Origin of the sequence: Kordiimonas marina (genome assembly GCF_023006325.1) — a bacterium.
GTDB classification, from domain to species: domain Bacteria; phylum Pseudomonadota; class Alphaproteobacteria; order Sphingomonadales; family Kordiimonadaceae; genus Kordiimonas; species Kordiimonas marina.
Genome location: NZ_JAINDF010000003.1, coordinates 545697 through 560550, shown reverse-complemented (window position 1 = coordinate 560550; position 14854 = coordinate 545697). Strand labels below are relative to the sequence as shown.

Annotated in this window: 16 protein-coding genes; 7 read left to right on the top strand and 9 right to left on the bottom strand. The window is 60.0% G+C overall.

The window, feature by feature from the left end; translation table 11 throughout:
* Window positions 1-4 precede the first annotated feature (4 nt).
* Together clpA and K6118_RS09100 are read left to right on the top strand one after the other, a co-directional pair.
* On the top strand, window positions 5-2404 hold the full coding sequence (gene clpA / locus K6118_RS09105; RefSeq protein WP_247120008.1) for an ATP-dependent Clp protease ATP-binding subunit ClpA: 2400 nt from the start codon (window positions 5-7) through the stop codon (window positions 2402-2404).
* A gap of 115 nt (window positions 2405-2519) precedes the next feature.
* The gene (locus K6118_RS09100; RefSeq protein WP_247120007.1) at window positions 2520-3059 is read left to right on the top strand and encodes a GNAT family N-acetyltransferase; all 540 of its coding nucleotides are present in this window, start codon (window positions 2520-2522) and stop codon (window positions 3057-3059) included.
* Here the strand turns inward: K6118_RS09100 and K6118_RS09095 are convergent.
* The 8 genes from K6118_RS09095 to K6118_RS09060 all read right to left on the bottom strand — a co-directional run bounded on the left by K6118_RS09095 (window position 3056) and on the right by K6118_RS09060 (window position 9272).
* Window positions 3056-3691: a hypothetical protein gene (locus K6118_RS09095; protein ID WP_247120005.1), complete on the bottom strand. Its 636-nt coding sequence runs from the start codon at window positions 3689-3691 to the stop codon at window positions 3056-3058. The two genes, K6118_RS09100 and K6118_RS09095, sit on opposite strands and share 4 nt — an antisense overlap.
* A gap of 2 nt (window positions 3692-3693) precedes the next feature.
* Window positions 3694-4854 carry a GNAT family N-acetyltransferase gene (locus K6118_RS09090; protein ID WP_247120003.1) on the bottom strand — a complete coding sequence of 387 codons (1161 nt, stop codon included), beginning with the start codon at window positions 4852-4854 and terminating at the stop codon, window positions 3694-3696.
* 16 nt (window positions 4855-4870) lie between these two features.
* A complete protein-coding gene (locus K6118_RS09085) occupies window positions 4871-5626 on the bottom strand; it encodes a glycerophosphodiester phosphodiesterase family protein (RefSeq protein ID WP_247120002.1) in 756 nt (251 codons plus the stop codon).
* A 4-nt stretch (window positions 5627-5630) separates the two neighbouring features.
* Window positions 5631-6092: a RidA family protein gene (locus tag K6118_RS09080; protein ID WP_247120001.1), complete on the bottom strand. Its 462-nt coding sequence runs from the start codon at window positions 6090-6092 to the stop codon at window positions 5631-5633.
* Window positions 6093-6220: 128 nt separating this feature from the next.
* The gene (locus K6118_RS09075; RefSeq protein WP_247119999.1) at window positions 6221-6925 is read right to left on the bottom strand and encodes a GGDEF domain-containing protein; all 705 of its coding nucleotides are present in this window, start codon (window positions 6923-6925) and stop codon (window positions 6221-6223) included.
* 96 nt (window positions 6926-7021) lie between these two features.
* Entirely contained in the window at window positions 7022-8341 is a 1320-nt protein-coding gene (locus K6118_RS09070) for a DNA polymerase IV (RefSeq protein WP_247119997.1), read from the bottom strand.
* On the bottom strand, window positions 8338-8979 hold the full coding sequence (locus K6118_RS09065) for a hypothetical protein (RefSeq protein WP_247119996.1): 642 nt from the start codon (window positions 8977-8979) through the stop codon (window positions 8338-8340). Before K6118_RS09065 ends, K6118_RS09070 begins: the two co-directional genes overlap by 4 nt.
* A gap of 5 nt (window positions 8980-8984) precedes the next feature.
* The gene (locus tag K6118_RS09060) at window positions 8985-9272 is read right to left on the bottom strand and encodes a DUF3572 domain-containing protein (RefSeq protein WP_247119995.1); all 288 of its coding nucleotides are present in this window, start codon (window positions 9270-9272) and stop codon (window positions 8985-8987) included.
* A gap of 209 nt (window positions 9273-9481) precedes the next feature.
* Between K6118_RS09060 and K6118_RS09055 the strand changes: the two genes are divergently transcribed.
* From K6118_RS09055 to K6118_RS09045, 3 genes are all read left to right on the top strand, one after another.
* Window positions 9482-9847 (top strand): response regulator, encoded by a 366-nt coding sequence (locus K6118_RS09055; protein ID WP_247119993.1) that lies wholly within the window; start codon window positions 9482-9484, stop codon window positions 9845-9847.
* Window positions 9848-9853: 6 nt separating this feature from the next.
* Window positions 9854-11230 carry a PleD family two-component system response regulator gene (locus K6118_RS09050; protein ID WP_247119991.1) on the top strand — a complete coding sequence of 459 codons (1377 nt, stop codon included), beginning with the start codon at window positions 9854-9856 and terminating at the stop codon, window positions 11228-11230.
* Between the two features lie 130 nt (window positions 11231-11360).
* Entirely contained in the window at window positions 11361-11750 is a 390-nt protein-coding gene (locus K6118_RS09045) for a DUF4870 family protein (RefSeq protein WP_247119990.1), read from the top strand.
* A gap of 101 nt (window positions 11751-11851) precedes the next feature.
* Here the strand turns inward: K6118_RS09045 and rpmG are convergent, their stop codons facing one another.
* A complete protein-coding gene (gene rpmG, locus K6118_RS09040) occupies window positions 11852-12019 on the bottom strand; it encodes a 50S ribosomal protein L33 (RefSeq protein WP_247119988.1) in 168 nt (55 codons plus the stop codon).
* A 250-nt stretch (window positions 12020-12269) separates the two neighbouring features.
* On the opposite strand from rpmG, the gene K6118_RS09035 reads away from it, so the two are divergent.
* Both K6118_RS09035 and K6118_RS09030 read left to right on the top strand, forming a co-directional pair.
* Entirely contained in the window at window positions 12270-13025 is a 756-nt protein-coding gene (locus K6118_RS09035; RefSeq protein WP_247119987.1) for an Hpt domain-containing protein, read from the top strand.
* A 502-nt stretch (window positions 13026-13527) separates the two neighbouring features.
* Window positions 13528-14805 carry a hypothetical protein gene (locus K6118_RS09030; protein ID WP_247119986.1) on the top strand — a complete coding sequence of 426 codons (1278 nt, stop codon included), beginning with the start codon at window positions 13528-13530 and terminating at the stop codon, window positions 14803-14805.
* The last annotated feature ends 49 nt before the right edge of the window (window positions 14806-14854 follow it).

Here is a 14854-nt window from a genome sequence, read left to right as displayed (position 1 = left end):
TCTATTGCCAAGCTTTTCGCCACATTTAGAAGAAACCCTGCACCGCGCCCTTAAAGAGGCCAACAGCCGCGCGCATGAATATGCCACGCTTGAGCACCTGTTGCTCGCGCTTCTGGAAGACCCAGACGCCGTGGCGGTTTTGCGCGCCTGTGATGTGGATGTGGAGCTTCTCCGTGGTCAGCTTGTCGATTATCTCGATGAGGACCTTGAAAGCCTGCGGGTGGACGGTGAAGGGCTGGAAGCCACGCCGACCGCCGGGTTCCAGCGCGTGGTTCAGCGCGCACTGTTGCATGTCCAGTCTTCGGGGCGTGAGGAAATGACCGGCGCCAACCTGCTGGTCGCCCTGTTCTCCGAACGGGAAAGCCACGCGGTCTACTTCCTGCAAAGCCAGGATATGACCCGCCTGGACGCTGTCAGCTATATCTCCCACGGCATTGCCAAGGTGCCGGAGTTCCGTGAGGAACGCCATATCCACGGCGCCGAGGAGGAGGAAGAGGAACCGATCGCCCAGCCGGAAGCGCCGGCGGGGGAAAGCAAAAAGGCCGATACCGCGCTGGATGCTTACTGTGTCGACCTCAATGAGAAAGCCAAGGCGGGCAAGGTTGACCCGCTTATCGGCCGCGAGACGGAGCTTGAGCGCGCCGTGCAGGTCCTCTGCCGCCGTACCAAGAACAACCCGCTTTTCGTCGGTGACCCCGGTGTCGGCAAAACCGCGATCGCCGAAGGGCTTGCGCGCCGCATTGTCGAGCATGACGTGCCTGAAGTGCTTGAAGGCGCGGTCATCTATTCGCTCGATATGGGCTCGCTCCTCGCGGGTACGCGTTACCGCGGTGATTTCGAGGAACGCCTGAAAGCGGTGGTGAAGGAACTGGAAGCGCGTGAAGGCGCGATCCTGTTCATCGATGAAATCCACACGGTGATCGGCGCCGGTGCGACATCAGGTGGCGCAATGGACGCCTCGAACCTCTTGAAGCCCGCGCTTGCCAGCGGCACCATCCGCTGCATGGGGTCCACCACCTACAAGGAATTCCGCAGCCATTTCGAGAAGGACCGCGCGCTGCTCAGGCGTTTCCAGAAGATCGATGTCAACGAGCCGTCGGTCGAGGATACGATCAAAATCCTCAAGGGCCTCAAGTCCTACTATGAAGCGCACCACGGTGTCCGCTACACGATGGAGGCGATCAAGACCGCCGTTGAGCTGTCGGACCGCTATATCTCGGACCGCAAGCTGCCGGACAAGGCCATCGATGTGATCGACGAATCGGGCGCCGCGCAAATGCTGCTGCCGCCGTCGAAGCGCAAGAAAACCATCGGCGTGAAGGATGTGGAGGCCGTGGTCGCCAAGATCGCACGCATCCCGCCGAAAACCGTTACCCGCGACGAAAGCCGCACCATGCTGACGCTTGAGGAAGATCTGAAGCGCGTAGTGTTTGGCCAGAATGCCGCGATCGAAGCGCTGACCGCCGCGATCAAACTGTCGCGTGCGGGCCTGCGCGAGCCCAACAAGCCGATCGGGTCCTACCTGTTCTCAGGCCCGACGGGTGTGGGCAAGACCGAGGTTGCCCGCCAGCTTGCCGGCCTTCTGGGGGTTGAGCTGCACCGCTTCGACATGTCCGAATATATGGAACGCCATTCGGTCTCGCGCCTGATTGGTGCGCCGCCGGGCTATGTCGGCTTCGATCAGGGCGGTCTGCTCACCGACGCGGTCGACCAGCATCCGCACTGCGTGCTGTTGCTCGATGAGGTGGAAAAAGCGCACCCGGATCTTTTCAACGTGCTCCTGCAGGTGATGGATAATGGCGCGCTCACCGACCATAACGGCAAGAAGATCGACTTCCGCAACGTGATCCTGATTATGACCACGAACGCCGGGGCGATGGAGCTTTCGAAGAAAGCCATCGGTTTCGGCCGCGAAACGAACGAAGGCGCCAGCGAAGAGGCAATCAAGCAAATCTTCAGCCCGGAATTCCGCAACCGGCTGGATGCAGTTATCGCCTTCGACTTCCTGCCGCCCGAGGTGGTGGCCCGGATTGTCGAGAAATTTGTGCTGCAGCTTGAGCTTCAGCTCGCGGATCGCGGCGTGGAAATCAGCCTCATGGAAGACGCCAAGGCCTGGCTCGCCGAGAAGGGCTATGACCGTCACTATGGCGCCCGCCCGCTCTCGCGCGTTATCCAGGAACATATCAAGAAACCGTTGGCCGATGAGCTTCTGTTCGGCAAGCTCGCCAAGGGTGGTGAAGTGGTCGTGAAACTGAAAGACGACAAGCTTGTCTTTGAGGTCACGCCGTACGCGCCCAAGCCCGCGCAAGCCGCAAAGACGCCTGAGCCCGCGAAAGCCAAGGCGAAAAAGGCCAAGGTTCCGGCCAAACGCAAGCCGACGAAGCCGCCAGTGCCGGTGAAGTAAGCGCACGGTTATGAGATGATTGGAAAAGCCAGCGGTTGCATCCGCTGGCTTTTTTGTCTTGCTGGACGGTTTGGTTCGGCGTTAGAAGAGCCGCCCTTTTGGTGGGAGACGACCTATGCTGGAAACTGACCGTTTGATCCTCAGGCAGTGGCGCGCGGAAGACCGTGCCCCGTTCGCGGCGATGAACGCGGATGCGGAGGTCATGCGCTTTTTCCCGGCGCCGCAAACCCGTGCGGAAAGTGACGCGTCGGTCGCACGGCAGGAGAAGCGGATCGCTGAGCGTGGCTACGGCCTGTGGGCGGCCGAGCTCAAAGAGACGGGGGCGTTTATCGGTTTCATCGGTGTTCAGGACGCGCCGTATGAGGTGCCGTGTGCGCCCGCGTGGGAAATCGGCTGGAGGCTGGATAAGGCCCATTGGGGGCAGGGGCTCGCGCCTGAAGGCGCCCGCGCGGTGCTCGCCTACGCTTTTTCAGCGCTAAAGGCCGAGGAGGTCGTCGCCTTCACCGCCGAAATCAACCTGCCGTCCCGCCGGGTGATGGAAAAGATCGGCATGACCTATGACGCAGAGGGCGATTTCAAGCATCCGGCCGTGCCGATCCGGCACCCCGTCCGTCCGCATGTGCTATACCGGATAAAGGCTGAGGACTTGGCTTAAGTCAGCACGTCCTTAAGCCAAGCCCGGAAGTGGACAGAGTTGATTGTCAGCTTGCCAGAATGGGGCTCATGGCGGCTGTTATCGCACACGTAGTCCTGTTGGTTATCGGCGAAATCCCAAACATTTTTGATCAGGCAGGCTTCTAGTTCTGCAATGATTGTTGAGGCAGGAAGGTCTGGCACCGGGGAGAGGTCGCAATCAGCATCACGACCCAGTTTAGGCACCCGGCAGTAATAGAAATTGGTGCGCAGGACTTCCTGGACGGCTTCTCTGACATTCTTCTCAAGGTCGTTGAACTGGTTCAGTCCGTTGCGTTCGGGGTGTGTGAAGGCATATTCGTTCTCTGCATAGAGAGCGACTTTCTCATGGGAAGATGCTACCTCAAGTGCCTGCTGATATTCGGCACGGGGACGAGGGTCGTCTTTTCTGCGCCAATATTGGAAACCAAGGATGCCTGCGAGGTGTTGATGGAATCGCTTCCCTAGGTGCATGGACTTTCCTGCATAAAGGGCCGTCACGTTTGGGAAACGTTGGACATAAAGGTATACGCCGGGGATGGCGAGTGTACGTAGGTCCTTAGGGTAGGTGCCGGGCTTGAGTGGGCCTTGCCAATTAAGCTCAATATTTAGCATCTTTAGCCCTTCTTGAACGGCGTGTGCTCGGCCATCCATTCGATGTCATGCTCGACGCCCTGGCGTTCCTGCCTGAGGTAGCGGTCGATCGCGTCGCGGAAACCCGGATTGGCGATATAGTGCGCGCTGAGGGTTTTGACCGGTTCGTAGCCGCGCGCCAGCTTGTGCGGGCCCTGGGCACCGGCCTCGACCCTCTTGAGGCCGTGGGCGATGGCATAATCGATGGCCTGATAGTAGCAGGTTTCGAAATGCAGGCAGGGGTGATCCTCCACGCAGCCCCAATAGCGGCCATAAAGCGTGTCAGCGCCGATAAAATTGAGCGCCCCGGCAATCGGCTGCCCCTCCCGCATGGCGAAGATAAGCAGGATACGGTCAGCCATTGCTTCGCCCACCCGCGAGAAAAACTCTCGGTTCAGGTAGGGCTGGCCCCATTTGCGGCTGCCGGTGTCGATGTAGAAATCGAAAAAGGCATCCCAGTGCGCCTCGGTGATCGCGTCGCCTGTGACATGCTCGAAGCTGATGCCGGGCTCGACCGCCGTACGGCGTTCCTTGCGGATCTGCTTGCGCTTGCGCGACGACAGGGCGGCGAGGAAAGCGTCAAAATCGGCATAGTCGGCATTGTGCCAGTGAAACTGCTGGTCGGTGCGGATCAGCCAGCCTGCGTCGGCGGCAACTTGCGCCTCAGCTTCCTCCATGAAGGTGATGTGGCAGGAGGAAACCTGTAACTGTTTGGTTGCGGATTCCGCAGCCGCCAGAAGCATCGGCCCGCTTTCGGCCTGTGCGCCTTGACGGATGAGAAGCCGCGGCCCTGTGACCGGCGTGAACGGCACGCTGACCTGCAGCTTGGGGTAATATTGCCCGCCCGCGCGCTCAAACGCGTCAGCCCAGCCATGGTCGAACACATATTCGCCGTAGGAATGGCTTTTGAGGAACATGGGCATGACGGCGATGGGCGGCGCGGTTTCATCGCCACCCGCGTGCAGGACAAGGTGATAGGGCATCCAACCGGTGTCTGCCGTGGTGGTGCCCGCCTCTTCAAGGCAGCGGAAAAAGGCGTGGCTGACGAAGGGGTTACCGGCCCCCGCGCAGGCATCCCAGTCCGCACGCTCGATGTCATGAATGCTGCTGATCAGCCGGGCGTGTGGGGCATCGCCGTCAGCCATGGCGCCGCCCCCGCCTTCAGTCCTGGTCCCCGACGACAGCCGGGGCTTCGAAGATGACGGCGTCGGCATATTGGCGCGCGATCTGTTCCATCTCCGGCGTGCGCACGGTCCAGGTCAGGAGTTTGCCGCCGCGTTCCCGCCAGCGACGTGCGAAGCTGTTGGGCAGCAGGTTGATATCGCAGGCAAAGAAATCCGGCTTGGTCCGCGACGCCCAAAAGCCGAGCAGCATCCGGTTGCGGATTTTCAGAAGCGCGTCGCGCCCGATAATCAGCCCGCGGGCATATTTCGGCATATAGGTGGCGAACCATTTGACGACGCGCGGGTCGAACGACATGACGGCCACAGGCCCGGCATAGCCTTCGAAACAGTGGCGGACACCGGCACAGACTTTCTGAATGTCTTTATCGAGCCGGGTCTTGATCTCCACATAGATCGGCTGTTTGCCGTCCACGGCTTCCAGAACGTCCGGCAGCGAAGGGATCGGCAGCCCGCTGTTGCCGACATTATGTTTCTGGAGCTGCTGAAAGCCCCAGTTGGAAACCTCGCCCTTGGCGTTGGTCATGCGCTCCAGCGTATCGTCATGGAAAACCACGACAATATCGTCCGACGTGGTGCGTACGTCGAGCTCGATGGCGAACCCGGCCTCAAGCGCTGCCTTGAAAGCGGGCAGGGTGTTTTCCTCCGCCTTCGTGCCCGCGCGGAACAAGCCGCGGTGGGCGACATCGCCTGAAGCGATCCAGGGAAAATCACGCTGGGTGGGTTGGCTTGCCATGCGCTCAGTCGATCTCCACGAGGGCGTCGATCTCGACCGGAACGCCCAGCGGCAGGGCATTCACGCCCACGGCAGAGCGGCTGTGACGGCCTTTATCGCCGAAGACCGAGACCATCAGGTCGCTGGCGGCATTGGCCACCTGCGGCTGTTCGGTGAAACCGTCCACGCAGTTGATGAAAGCGCCAAGCTTGACGATGCGGACCACGCGGTCGAGGTTGCCGCCGCATGCGGCTTTCACTTGCGCAAGGATATTGATGGCGCAGAGGCGGGCAGCTTCCTGGGCGTCCTCTTTCGTGACCGTGTCGCCGACCTTGCCGGTGAAGGCGACTTTGCCGCCTGCGATCGGCACCTGGCCGGAGATGCTGACCAGATTGCCGCTGATCACATAAGGCACATAGTTGGCAACCGGCGCGACCGGTGTCGGAATTTCAAGCCCGAGTTCCTTCAGTTTTGCGTCGATGCTCATGTGTGTGCGGCTCCCTTAACCGGTCAAAAACTGCTGTAAAACTAAGATTTTGTACCAAAGGCTTTAGCATAAAAAAAGGGCTCCGAAAGCCCTTTTCTTGCGTGATTCTATCTTGGCCTGGCGGCGCTTCAGGCGCTTCTCAGATGCTTGCCCTTGCGGGTCTGCTTGTCGTGATACATGGCCTGGTCGGCGGCCTCGATCAGCTCACCCGGATCGGTGGCGCCCGTGAAGGGTTTGACGCCGATCGAGCATTTGACCGGGATAGATGCCCCGCCATAGGTGAAATCGCTGTCGTTGATTTCCCGCTGCAGCGTGCGCAGGCGTTCAACACCCTGGACTGAATCACAGCGGGTCAGGACGACCGCGAACTCATCGCCGGCGATACGGGCGACGACATCGGTCGGCCGGACATGGGCCTTGAGGATCTTGGCAACGTGGCGCAGGACACCGTCACCGGCCATGTGGCCGTGGATGTCGTTGATCGCCTTGAAACCGTCCAGGTCCAGGAAGCCGAGAACACCGGTTTCGCGGTGGCGCGCGGCGGAGGCAAGCGTCTGCCCAAGCGCGTTCCGTAGCCCACGGCGGTTCGGGATGCCGGTCAATTCATCGGTGACGGACAATTGCTCGAGATAGGAAATTCGTTCCTGCTGCTCAGCCATGCGCTGCTCGGCGGCAGCGGCGAAGCTCAGGACCTCAGTGATGAGTTGCCAGCCGGTGCTGTCAAACTTCACTTCGGCATTGGCAGCCGTCTTCATCAGCTTGCTGGCCAGCTTGCTGACATAGGGGTTGATCTCGTGTTTATCGTCCAACTTGCTAGAGGGGTGTTCAATCATGCCCGTCTCCCAAACTTAATTTCACATAAGCAGAAGCAAGACGCGTGCCACTGGTGGTTTGTGATAAACCCTTGAAAAACAGCGGTTTTGGAGGCGTCAGTCCTTGGACTTTTTTGCGGGCGAGGCATCTTTTGCCGGGTCGAAGCCGCGGCCCTTGACGATGGCGGCCTTGCCGTATTTGCCGCGGAGCGCATCCATCGCCGCTTCGGCCTGCTGGCGCCGCGTACGGCCGGGTTCGATCAGGTCGGGCTGGTCGGCCTCCTGGAGCGGCCGGAAATGGCTCATGCCGATGCCGATCAGCCGGTAGGGTGTGCCGTCGGTTAACGGCTTCAGAAGCTGCTGGCCAACTTCGAAGAGGGTGGCGGCAAGCTGGGTCGGGCCATCGAGCGTGCGGGAGCGGGTTATGATGCGGTGCATACTGGTCTTGAGCTTCAAGGTCACGGTCAGGCCCGCCAGTCCCTTGCGCTTGAGGTCCTCGGAGACGTTTTCGCTTAAAGCCCAAAGCCTTTGTTCGAGCTGGTCATAGTCCGCGAGGTCCCGGTCGAGCGTGCGTTCGCTTGAGACGCTCTTGACCGGCTGGCGCGGCTCCACCTTGCGCGTGTCGATCCCGCGGGACAGCCGCCACAGCCTGAGGCCGGTTTCACCGTAACGGCGGGCGAGTGTGGCTTCCTCCATTGTCTGCAATTGGCTGATCTGGGTCAGCCCGTCCCGGCGCAGCCTTTCGGCCGATTTGGCTCCGACACCGTAGATCCGGCTGATCGGCAATTCTGCGAGGATGCTTTTGGCATCCGTCTCACCGATCACGGTAAAGCCACGCGGCTTGTCCATGTCGGACGCAAGCTTGGCGAGGAATTTGTTGGGCGCGAGACCGATGGAGACGCTGATTCCCACCTCCCGCTCGACCCGGCCGGCAAGGTCGGCGAGAAGGGCGGCCGCAGGCGCGCCGTGCAAGCGCTCGGTGCCGGTAAAATCCATGAAGGCTTCGTCGATCGACAGGGGCTCAACCAGCGGCGTCAGGTCCTGCATCATCGCCCGCACCTGATGCCCGACCTGGGCATAGAGCTTCATGTTGGGGTGCAGGACCACGGCATCCGGGCACAGCTTGCGCGCCTGATACATGGGCATGGCCGAGCGCACGCCGGACATGCGCGCGATATAGCAGCAGGTGGAGACAACCCCGCGCTGGTCACCGCCGCCGATGATCAGCGGCTTGGATGCCAGCTCCGGGTTGTCGCGCTTTTCGATGGAGGCATAGAAAGCATCACAGTCCAGGTGCGCGATCTTCAGCGTTAACAGTTCCGGGTGCGAAACAAGCCTGGGCTTGCCGCAGTTAGGGCATTTCCGGGCCCCGCCTTCGAAGATATGCAGGCAGCTACGGCACAGGACCGGCGTGTCTGGCTCAGGGGGCGGGGTCATGACGAGAGGAGGTCGGTCAGATGCAGCTGAAGCGCGGGCCAGTCGTCCAGCCGGATATGGGCGTGTTCGGCCTTCGGGAGCAACGGTCCCAGCCGCGGGTCTGCAACGAAATGCACCCGGTGAACGTGAGGGGCGTGCGCGGCGACGGACGCATGCTGCGGCGGCAGGTCATCGATGAAAACGGCAGGGTGTGCGGCGGCGGACGCGAGCCTTTTGGCGGCCGGGCCCTTTTCGCCGGCGTTGGCAAGCACGGGGTAATCAAGCCCAAGGGTGGCGAGACTCGCCTGCCGGCGCGCGCGGCAGCGTTTCGGCACGTTGGTCAGGATCACCGGCTGATAGTGTTCTGAAAGCGCCGCCAGCGCCTCCGCCGCGCCTTCGACTGCGCCAATATCATCGACACAGTCATCGAAGAAGCGGGCGATCAGCCCCTTGCAGGTGGCGGCATCCGCGCGGTCGCCGCTGGCTTGGTCGAAGATATTGCCGCTGAGGCGGAAGCTTTCCAGCCTGAGTTCGTAGCCCACATCCAGAAGGAAGCGTTCGAGCCGGGCGACGAACTGAAGCAGGACTTCGTCGGCATCGACCATCAGGAGCGGTCTCTCGGGCGTGAGGTTGGCGATTATGTCTTCCATTGTCGTCATTGCGGTCACCAGGTCTGCCATTCGTCACCGGAGATCCCGCCGCCAAGCGCGCGCCAGGCGGCGATCACCGTCTCAGGCTTTTCATCCACGTGCGCGGCGAAGGCCAGGAGGTCGGGCTCATGCCCCATCAGGAAATCGAGCGTGCTCAGGAGGAAGTCGCGGTCGCCGATGCGGGCACGCAGGCTGTCGCCATCAAGCCCGGTCAGCGCCAGGAATCGGTCCTTTAGCGCGTCTTCAGCCAGAATGAAGACAACGGCCGACAGGGCCAGGGATTGGGCTTGCTCGCTGATCATATTTGCTATCCCACGATACGAATCTTTTGTGCTAGTGTTCCAGAATGAGGCGCGGATGCAAATCGGCTTTTTGTCCGGCTCGGTCCTTCGCGGCGGAAATTGCTATTTTAAATCCCTAGACGGGCTTGTCTTTTCCTGACAAGCGCGCCTATTATTCCCGTGACTGCGCGGCAGTCCGGCAAAGTGTGAACAAGGGGCCAGGGGATCGTATGGGTAAGAAAATCCTGATAGTCGAAGACAACGAGCTAAATATGAAGTTGTTCTGCGACCTTCTGGAGGCTCATGATTATGAGACGATCCAGACGCGCGATGGTATGTCAGCGCTCGATTTGGCCCGGGAACACAAGCCCGATCTCATTCTCATGGATATCCAGTTGCCGGAAGTATCCGGCCTTGAAGTCACCAAGTGGCTCAAGGAAGATGAAGACCTCCGGAAAATCCCTGTGGTGGCGGTCACCGCTTTCGCTATGAAGGGCGACGAGGAAAAAATCCGGGAAGGCGGCTGTGAAGCCTATATCGCCAAGCCGATTTCCGTCGGCCATTTCCTTGAGACCGTCAAACAATTCGTAGGGTAACGGCCGATGACAGCGCGGGTGCTGGTGGTTGACGACGTTCCGCCGAACGTCAAACTGCTGGAGGCTAAGCTTACAAGCGAGTATTTCGATGTTCTGACCGCCTACAGCGGGCCGGAAGCGTTGGAGATTATCAGCCGCGAACATCCTGACATCATCCTCCTGGACGTCATGATGCCGGGGATGGACGGGTTCGAAGTCTGCCGCCGTATCAAGGCGGACCCGGTGACAGCCCACATTCCGGTGGTGATGGTCACGGCGCTTGACCAGCCGTCCGACCGCGTGGCCGGGCTTGAAGCCGGCGCAGACGATTTTCTGACCAAACCCGTGCAGGACCTGGCGCTGTTTGCGCGCGTGCGTTCCCTGGTGCGGCTCAAGGTCATGATGGACGAGCTTCGGAACCGCGAAGCCACCGGTGCCCAGCTCGGCTGGGAGCGGGAAGAGGGCGGTTCCCAGGAAGCCGACTTTCCGGCCGATGGTTCTATCCTGATCGTCGATGAGCAGGAACGGGTGATGGAACGCATCGCCCGTGCGCTTGAAGGCGTCGGCGACCTGACCTTCATGGCGGGCGGCGAAGACGTGGCCGACCGGGCCCGCGAAAAGAATTTCGACCTGATCATCGTGTCGCTCACCATGCGCAATACCGATGGCCTCAGGGTCTGTTCGAAGTTGCGCTCGTTCGAGGAAACGCGCCATGTGCCGATTCTGGTGATGGTGGATGACGGCAACACCAAGCTGCTGGTCCGGGCGCTCGAAATGGGCGTGAACGATTATGTCGTCCGCCCCGTTGATCGGATGGAATTCCTGGCCCGGGTCAAGACCCAGCTCAAGCGCAAGCGCTATGCCGACAAACTGTGGGAGAATTTCCACCTGTCGATGCAGCTGGCCACCACGGACGCGGTGACGGGGCTTTATAACCGCCACTATCTGACCAGCCACCTGGAAACGCGCCTTGCTGCTGCCCATCAGGCCGGCAAGCCGCTGTCGGTCTTGATGATGGATATCGACCATTTCAAGAAGGTCAATGACACCCACGGCCACGCAGTCGGGGACCTTGTCCTCAAGGAATTTGCCAACCGGATCGCCAAGAATATCCGCGGTGTCGACCTCGCCGCGCGGTATGGCGGTGAGGAATTCGTCGTCATGATGCCGGAAACCTCGACCGACTGGGCCTATATGATCGGCGACCGGCTCAGGCAGGAAGTGGCGGAAAACCCGTTCGATGTCGGGGCGTCATCAGGCCCGCTCAAAATCACAGTATCAATCGGCGTGGCGACCAGTCAGCCGGGAGACCTGCCGGCCCAGCTTCTGGAAACGGCGGACAAGGCGCTCTATGACGCCAAGGAAGCCGGCCGGAACCGCGTGATTGTCGCAGGCCAGGACTAGGCTCTCCTCCCCCTCAAATTTGCCTCAGCGGCCCTTCTGAGGGCGTAGCTCCTGTTTGCTAAACATTGCCAGCGTCCCTGCGGCGCGGTAGCCTCCTCTTATCCGTACTTAGGGGAAGGAGGGAACAGGTATGACCGAAGCCTCAGACGAAAGGCGGGAGATGCCGGAGGGCTCGCCGGAGGAAATGCGCACCGACAGTGAGCGTCAGGCGGTCCTGCTCGTCTATATTCTCTATCTCATCGGGTTCGCCACCGGCATCAGCGCCTTCGCAGGCGTCGTTATCGCCCATACCAAGCAGGAGGGCGCAACCCCGCCGTGGGACAGCCACTATCGCTATCTGATCCGTACATTCTGGCTCGGGCTGGTGCAGTTGGCGATCGGTGTGGTGATGACCATGGTCTTCGTCGGGATTGTTATTATCTTCTGGTGGGCTTTCTGGACCGGCGTCCGCTGCGTCAAGGGCCTGTTGCGCACGCTGGATGACGAACCGATCAAGAACCCGGATACACTGTTGTGGTAGCGCCCCGAAGCAGATGGCGCACGGGCAGGGGCTAACCCAAATAAGAAAACGCCGCGGCCATTTCTGGCGCGGCGTTTTCCATTCGGATCGGAATTCCAAGATTATTTGATCTTGGCTTCCTTGAACTCTACGTGCTTGCGAACGACCGGGTCGTACTTGCGCAGGACCATTTTCTCGGTCAACGTCCGCGGATTCTTCTTGGTCACGTAGTAGTAGCCGGTATCCGCAGTGCTCACCAGCTTGATCTTGATGGTGGACGGCTTAGCCATCTGATTAACTCCAAGAAAACGGTTTAAAGGGCCGCCCCACTTGTGGGCGGTTCGTCGGCGCAAAATACTCGCGCGCAGGCATAAGTCAAGTGTTGAGTGGCACGTTTGTCATAAAATTTATGCCTGTTTGCAAAATGCATTGTAAATGCTAACGCTCGGGTAACCTTTTTCATGGCAAATGAAAAGGCAGGCATCATTGAAGCACGTGACCGGGACAGGCACCGCCGGTTGGCAGTTGGGATAAGGACTTATGATCGAAAACGATCTTGTTGAAGAGTTACGCACCGAAGCCATTGATACGGTCGAGGACCGTCTCGCCAATCTGCAGGAAGCGGTACAGCATTTTCAAGAGGGCGTGATCAAAGGCACGGATGCGCTCGCCGTCGTCCGGCTTGAGGCACACTCTTTGAAGACCGTTGCCGCCAGTTTCGATATGAAGGCCCTCAAGGTGCTGTGCCACCGTTTCGAGGACTATTTCTTCAACGTCAAGGACCTGACGCCTGAGGTCAGTCGTGACATTCTCTATTATGCCGACCGTATGGCCGAATGCCTGGAGGCCTTTGTCCACAATCGGGAGATCGATGTTTCCCAGATGATGCGCAAGCTGCCGAACAAAGGCGGCTTCGAGGTCAGCGATGTGACGGTCACGGATATTGAGGTGATGCTGGTGATGGAGCCGGGCCTCGCCACCAAAATCGTCACGCGGGAACTGCTTGAATGCGGCTACCGCATGATCAACGTCGCCTCCACCATGGATGCGGTCCAGCTTATTCCGTCCATGCGGCCCGATGCGGTGATCGTTTCCCGCGTGATGCCGGAACTGACGGGCGTGGACCTCGCCTGCGCGCTCCGCGCCATGCCGACCACGCGGAATATTCCCGTGGCCCTCATCGCCACGGAGAGCCACGAAATTACCGACCTGCCGGCTGACGTGCCGGTGCTCCGGAAAGGCGCGAATTTCGCCGACGATGTGGCCACTGTGTTCGTCAAGCTCGGCATTCTCTAGCCCCGATCCGATAGTGTTGCTTTTATGCCTGCAATTTTAGCGGGCGTGTGCAAGCTCGTGTTCCCACTTGACTATTATCAAGGTTAGCCAACGCCAGGGTTGTTTTTATGCCTGCGTTGAAAGACCCGTCTCATGCCCGAATGTTAGGTGGAAGACGGGACGCCGAATGGTTCTGCGGACCAGGCTTAGGCACGACAAAGCCTCGAGAGGGTCCCGTTATTGAGAGAGTAACTCATAGCGGACTTGTCTGAGGGTGGCCCCTGGCACCATCGACGCTTCCAACAGCAGTGTTGTCTGACAGTCTCGTTTTGCCGGTATCGGCAGGGCGCGAAGACTCTCAGGCCAACCAAAAGCCTGGAGAAGCAAGATGAAAACTATCTTGAGAAAAGTCCGGCGCGGCATCCTGTCCGCGTCCTTCGGGTCCGCGTCAGTAAAAAGCGGTGTCAGGCCGCGGCGTGGGCGATATTTACCAACCCTGGCGTTGCCGCTGGTTTTGGGCCTGATGAGCTTGGGGGTCAGCCATCCGGCGGCCGCGATCCCATCCTTTGCCCGCCAGACCGGCATGGAATGCAACGCCTGCCACACGGTCTACCCGCAGCTCAATTCGGTGGGGCGTGAGTTCAAGGCAAGCGGCTATTCGGAAGGCGATGTGCCTTTCTTCGAGAAGTTCAGCGCCTGGGCGCAGGGCTCCTTCACCCATACGGCCAAGGACCAGACCGACAACGCCGCTGATGGCTATGGCACGAATGATAACTGGACGGTCGACCAACTCAGCCTCTTCTATGGCGGCAAGGTTGTCGGCAAGGTCGGTGCCTTTGTTCAGATCACCTATGACGGTGTCGAAAAAGGCTGGTCCTGGGATAACGTAGACATCCGCTATGCCGACAGCACCACGATGAACGGCAAGGACCTGCAGTATGGGGTCAGCATCAACAATAACCCGACCGTGCAGGACCTGTTCAACTCCACACCTGCATGGGGCTTCCCATTTGACGGCTCGGCGCTGGCGCCTGGACCGGCAGCCGCGACCCTCATCGAAGGCGGGCTTGGGCAAATCTCCTACGGCGTTACCGCGTACGGTCTCTATAACGATACGCTTTATGCCGAGGCTGGCTTCTATCACATGCTGTCCCGCAGCCTGATCGGAAGCCTGACCGGTGATGCCAGCGGCACTCCTGGCTCCCGTGGCATAGCGCCATACTGGCGTTTGGCCATCCAGAAGGATGAAGGGGCGAACTTTTTCTCGGTCGGAACGTTCGGGATGGCTGCATCCTTGTATCCTGACGGGCACAGGTTCGTGGGGTCCGACCATTATACCGATGTCGGCTTCGATGCCACGTACCAGCGGATTGCCGACAATTATGATGTCACGGCCCGTGCCAGCCTGATCTTCGAGAATCAGCGGCTTGATGCCAGCCATGCGCTTGGTGATGCGGATAATGTGTCGAACACGCTGCACAGCTTCAACACCAGCGTCTCCTACACGTATGACCATACGTACGGCGCAACGTTGGGCATGGTCCGCATCTCAGGCGATCCTGACCCGGCCTTATATGGCACGCTCAAAGGCTCACCCAATTCGACCGAATTCATCGTCGAAGGTGACTGGTTGCCGTTCCACAAGAAACCGCTCGGCGCCTACCCCTGGTTCAACCCCAAACTGACGCTTCAGTATGTGGCCTATGCCAGCATGGACGGGCAAACCAACAATGTGGATGGCATGGGGCGCCATGCGTCCGATAACAACACCTTATTCGTGCTGACGACCCTGACGTTCTAGGAGGACAGTCAGAGCCATCTCAGCATGACCTGGGGGAAGCGGCACCGAC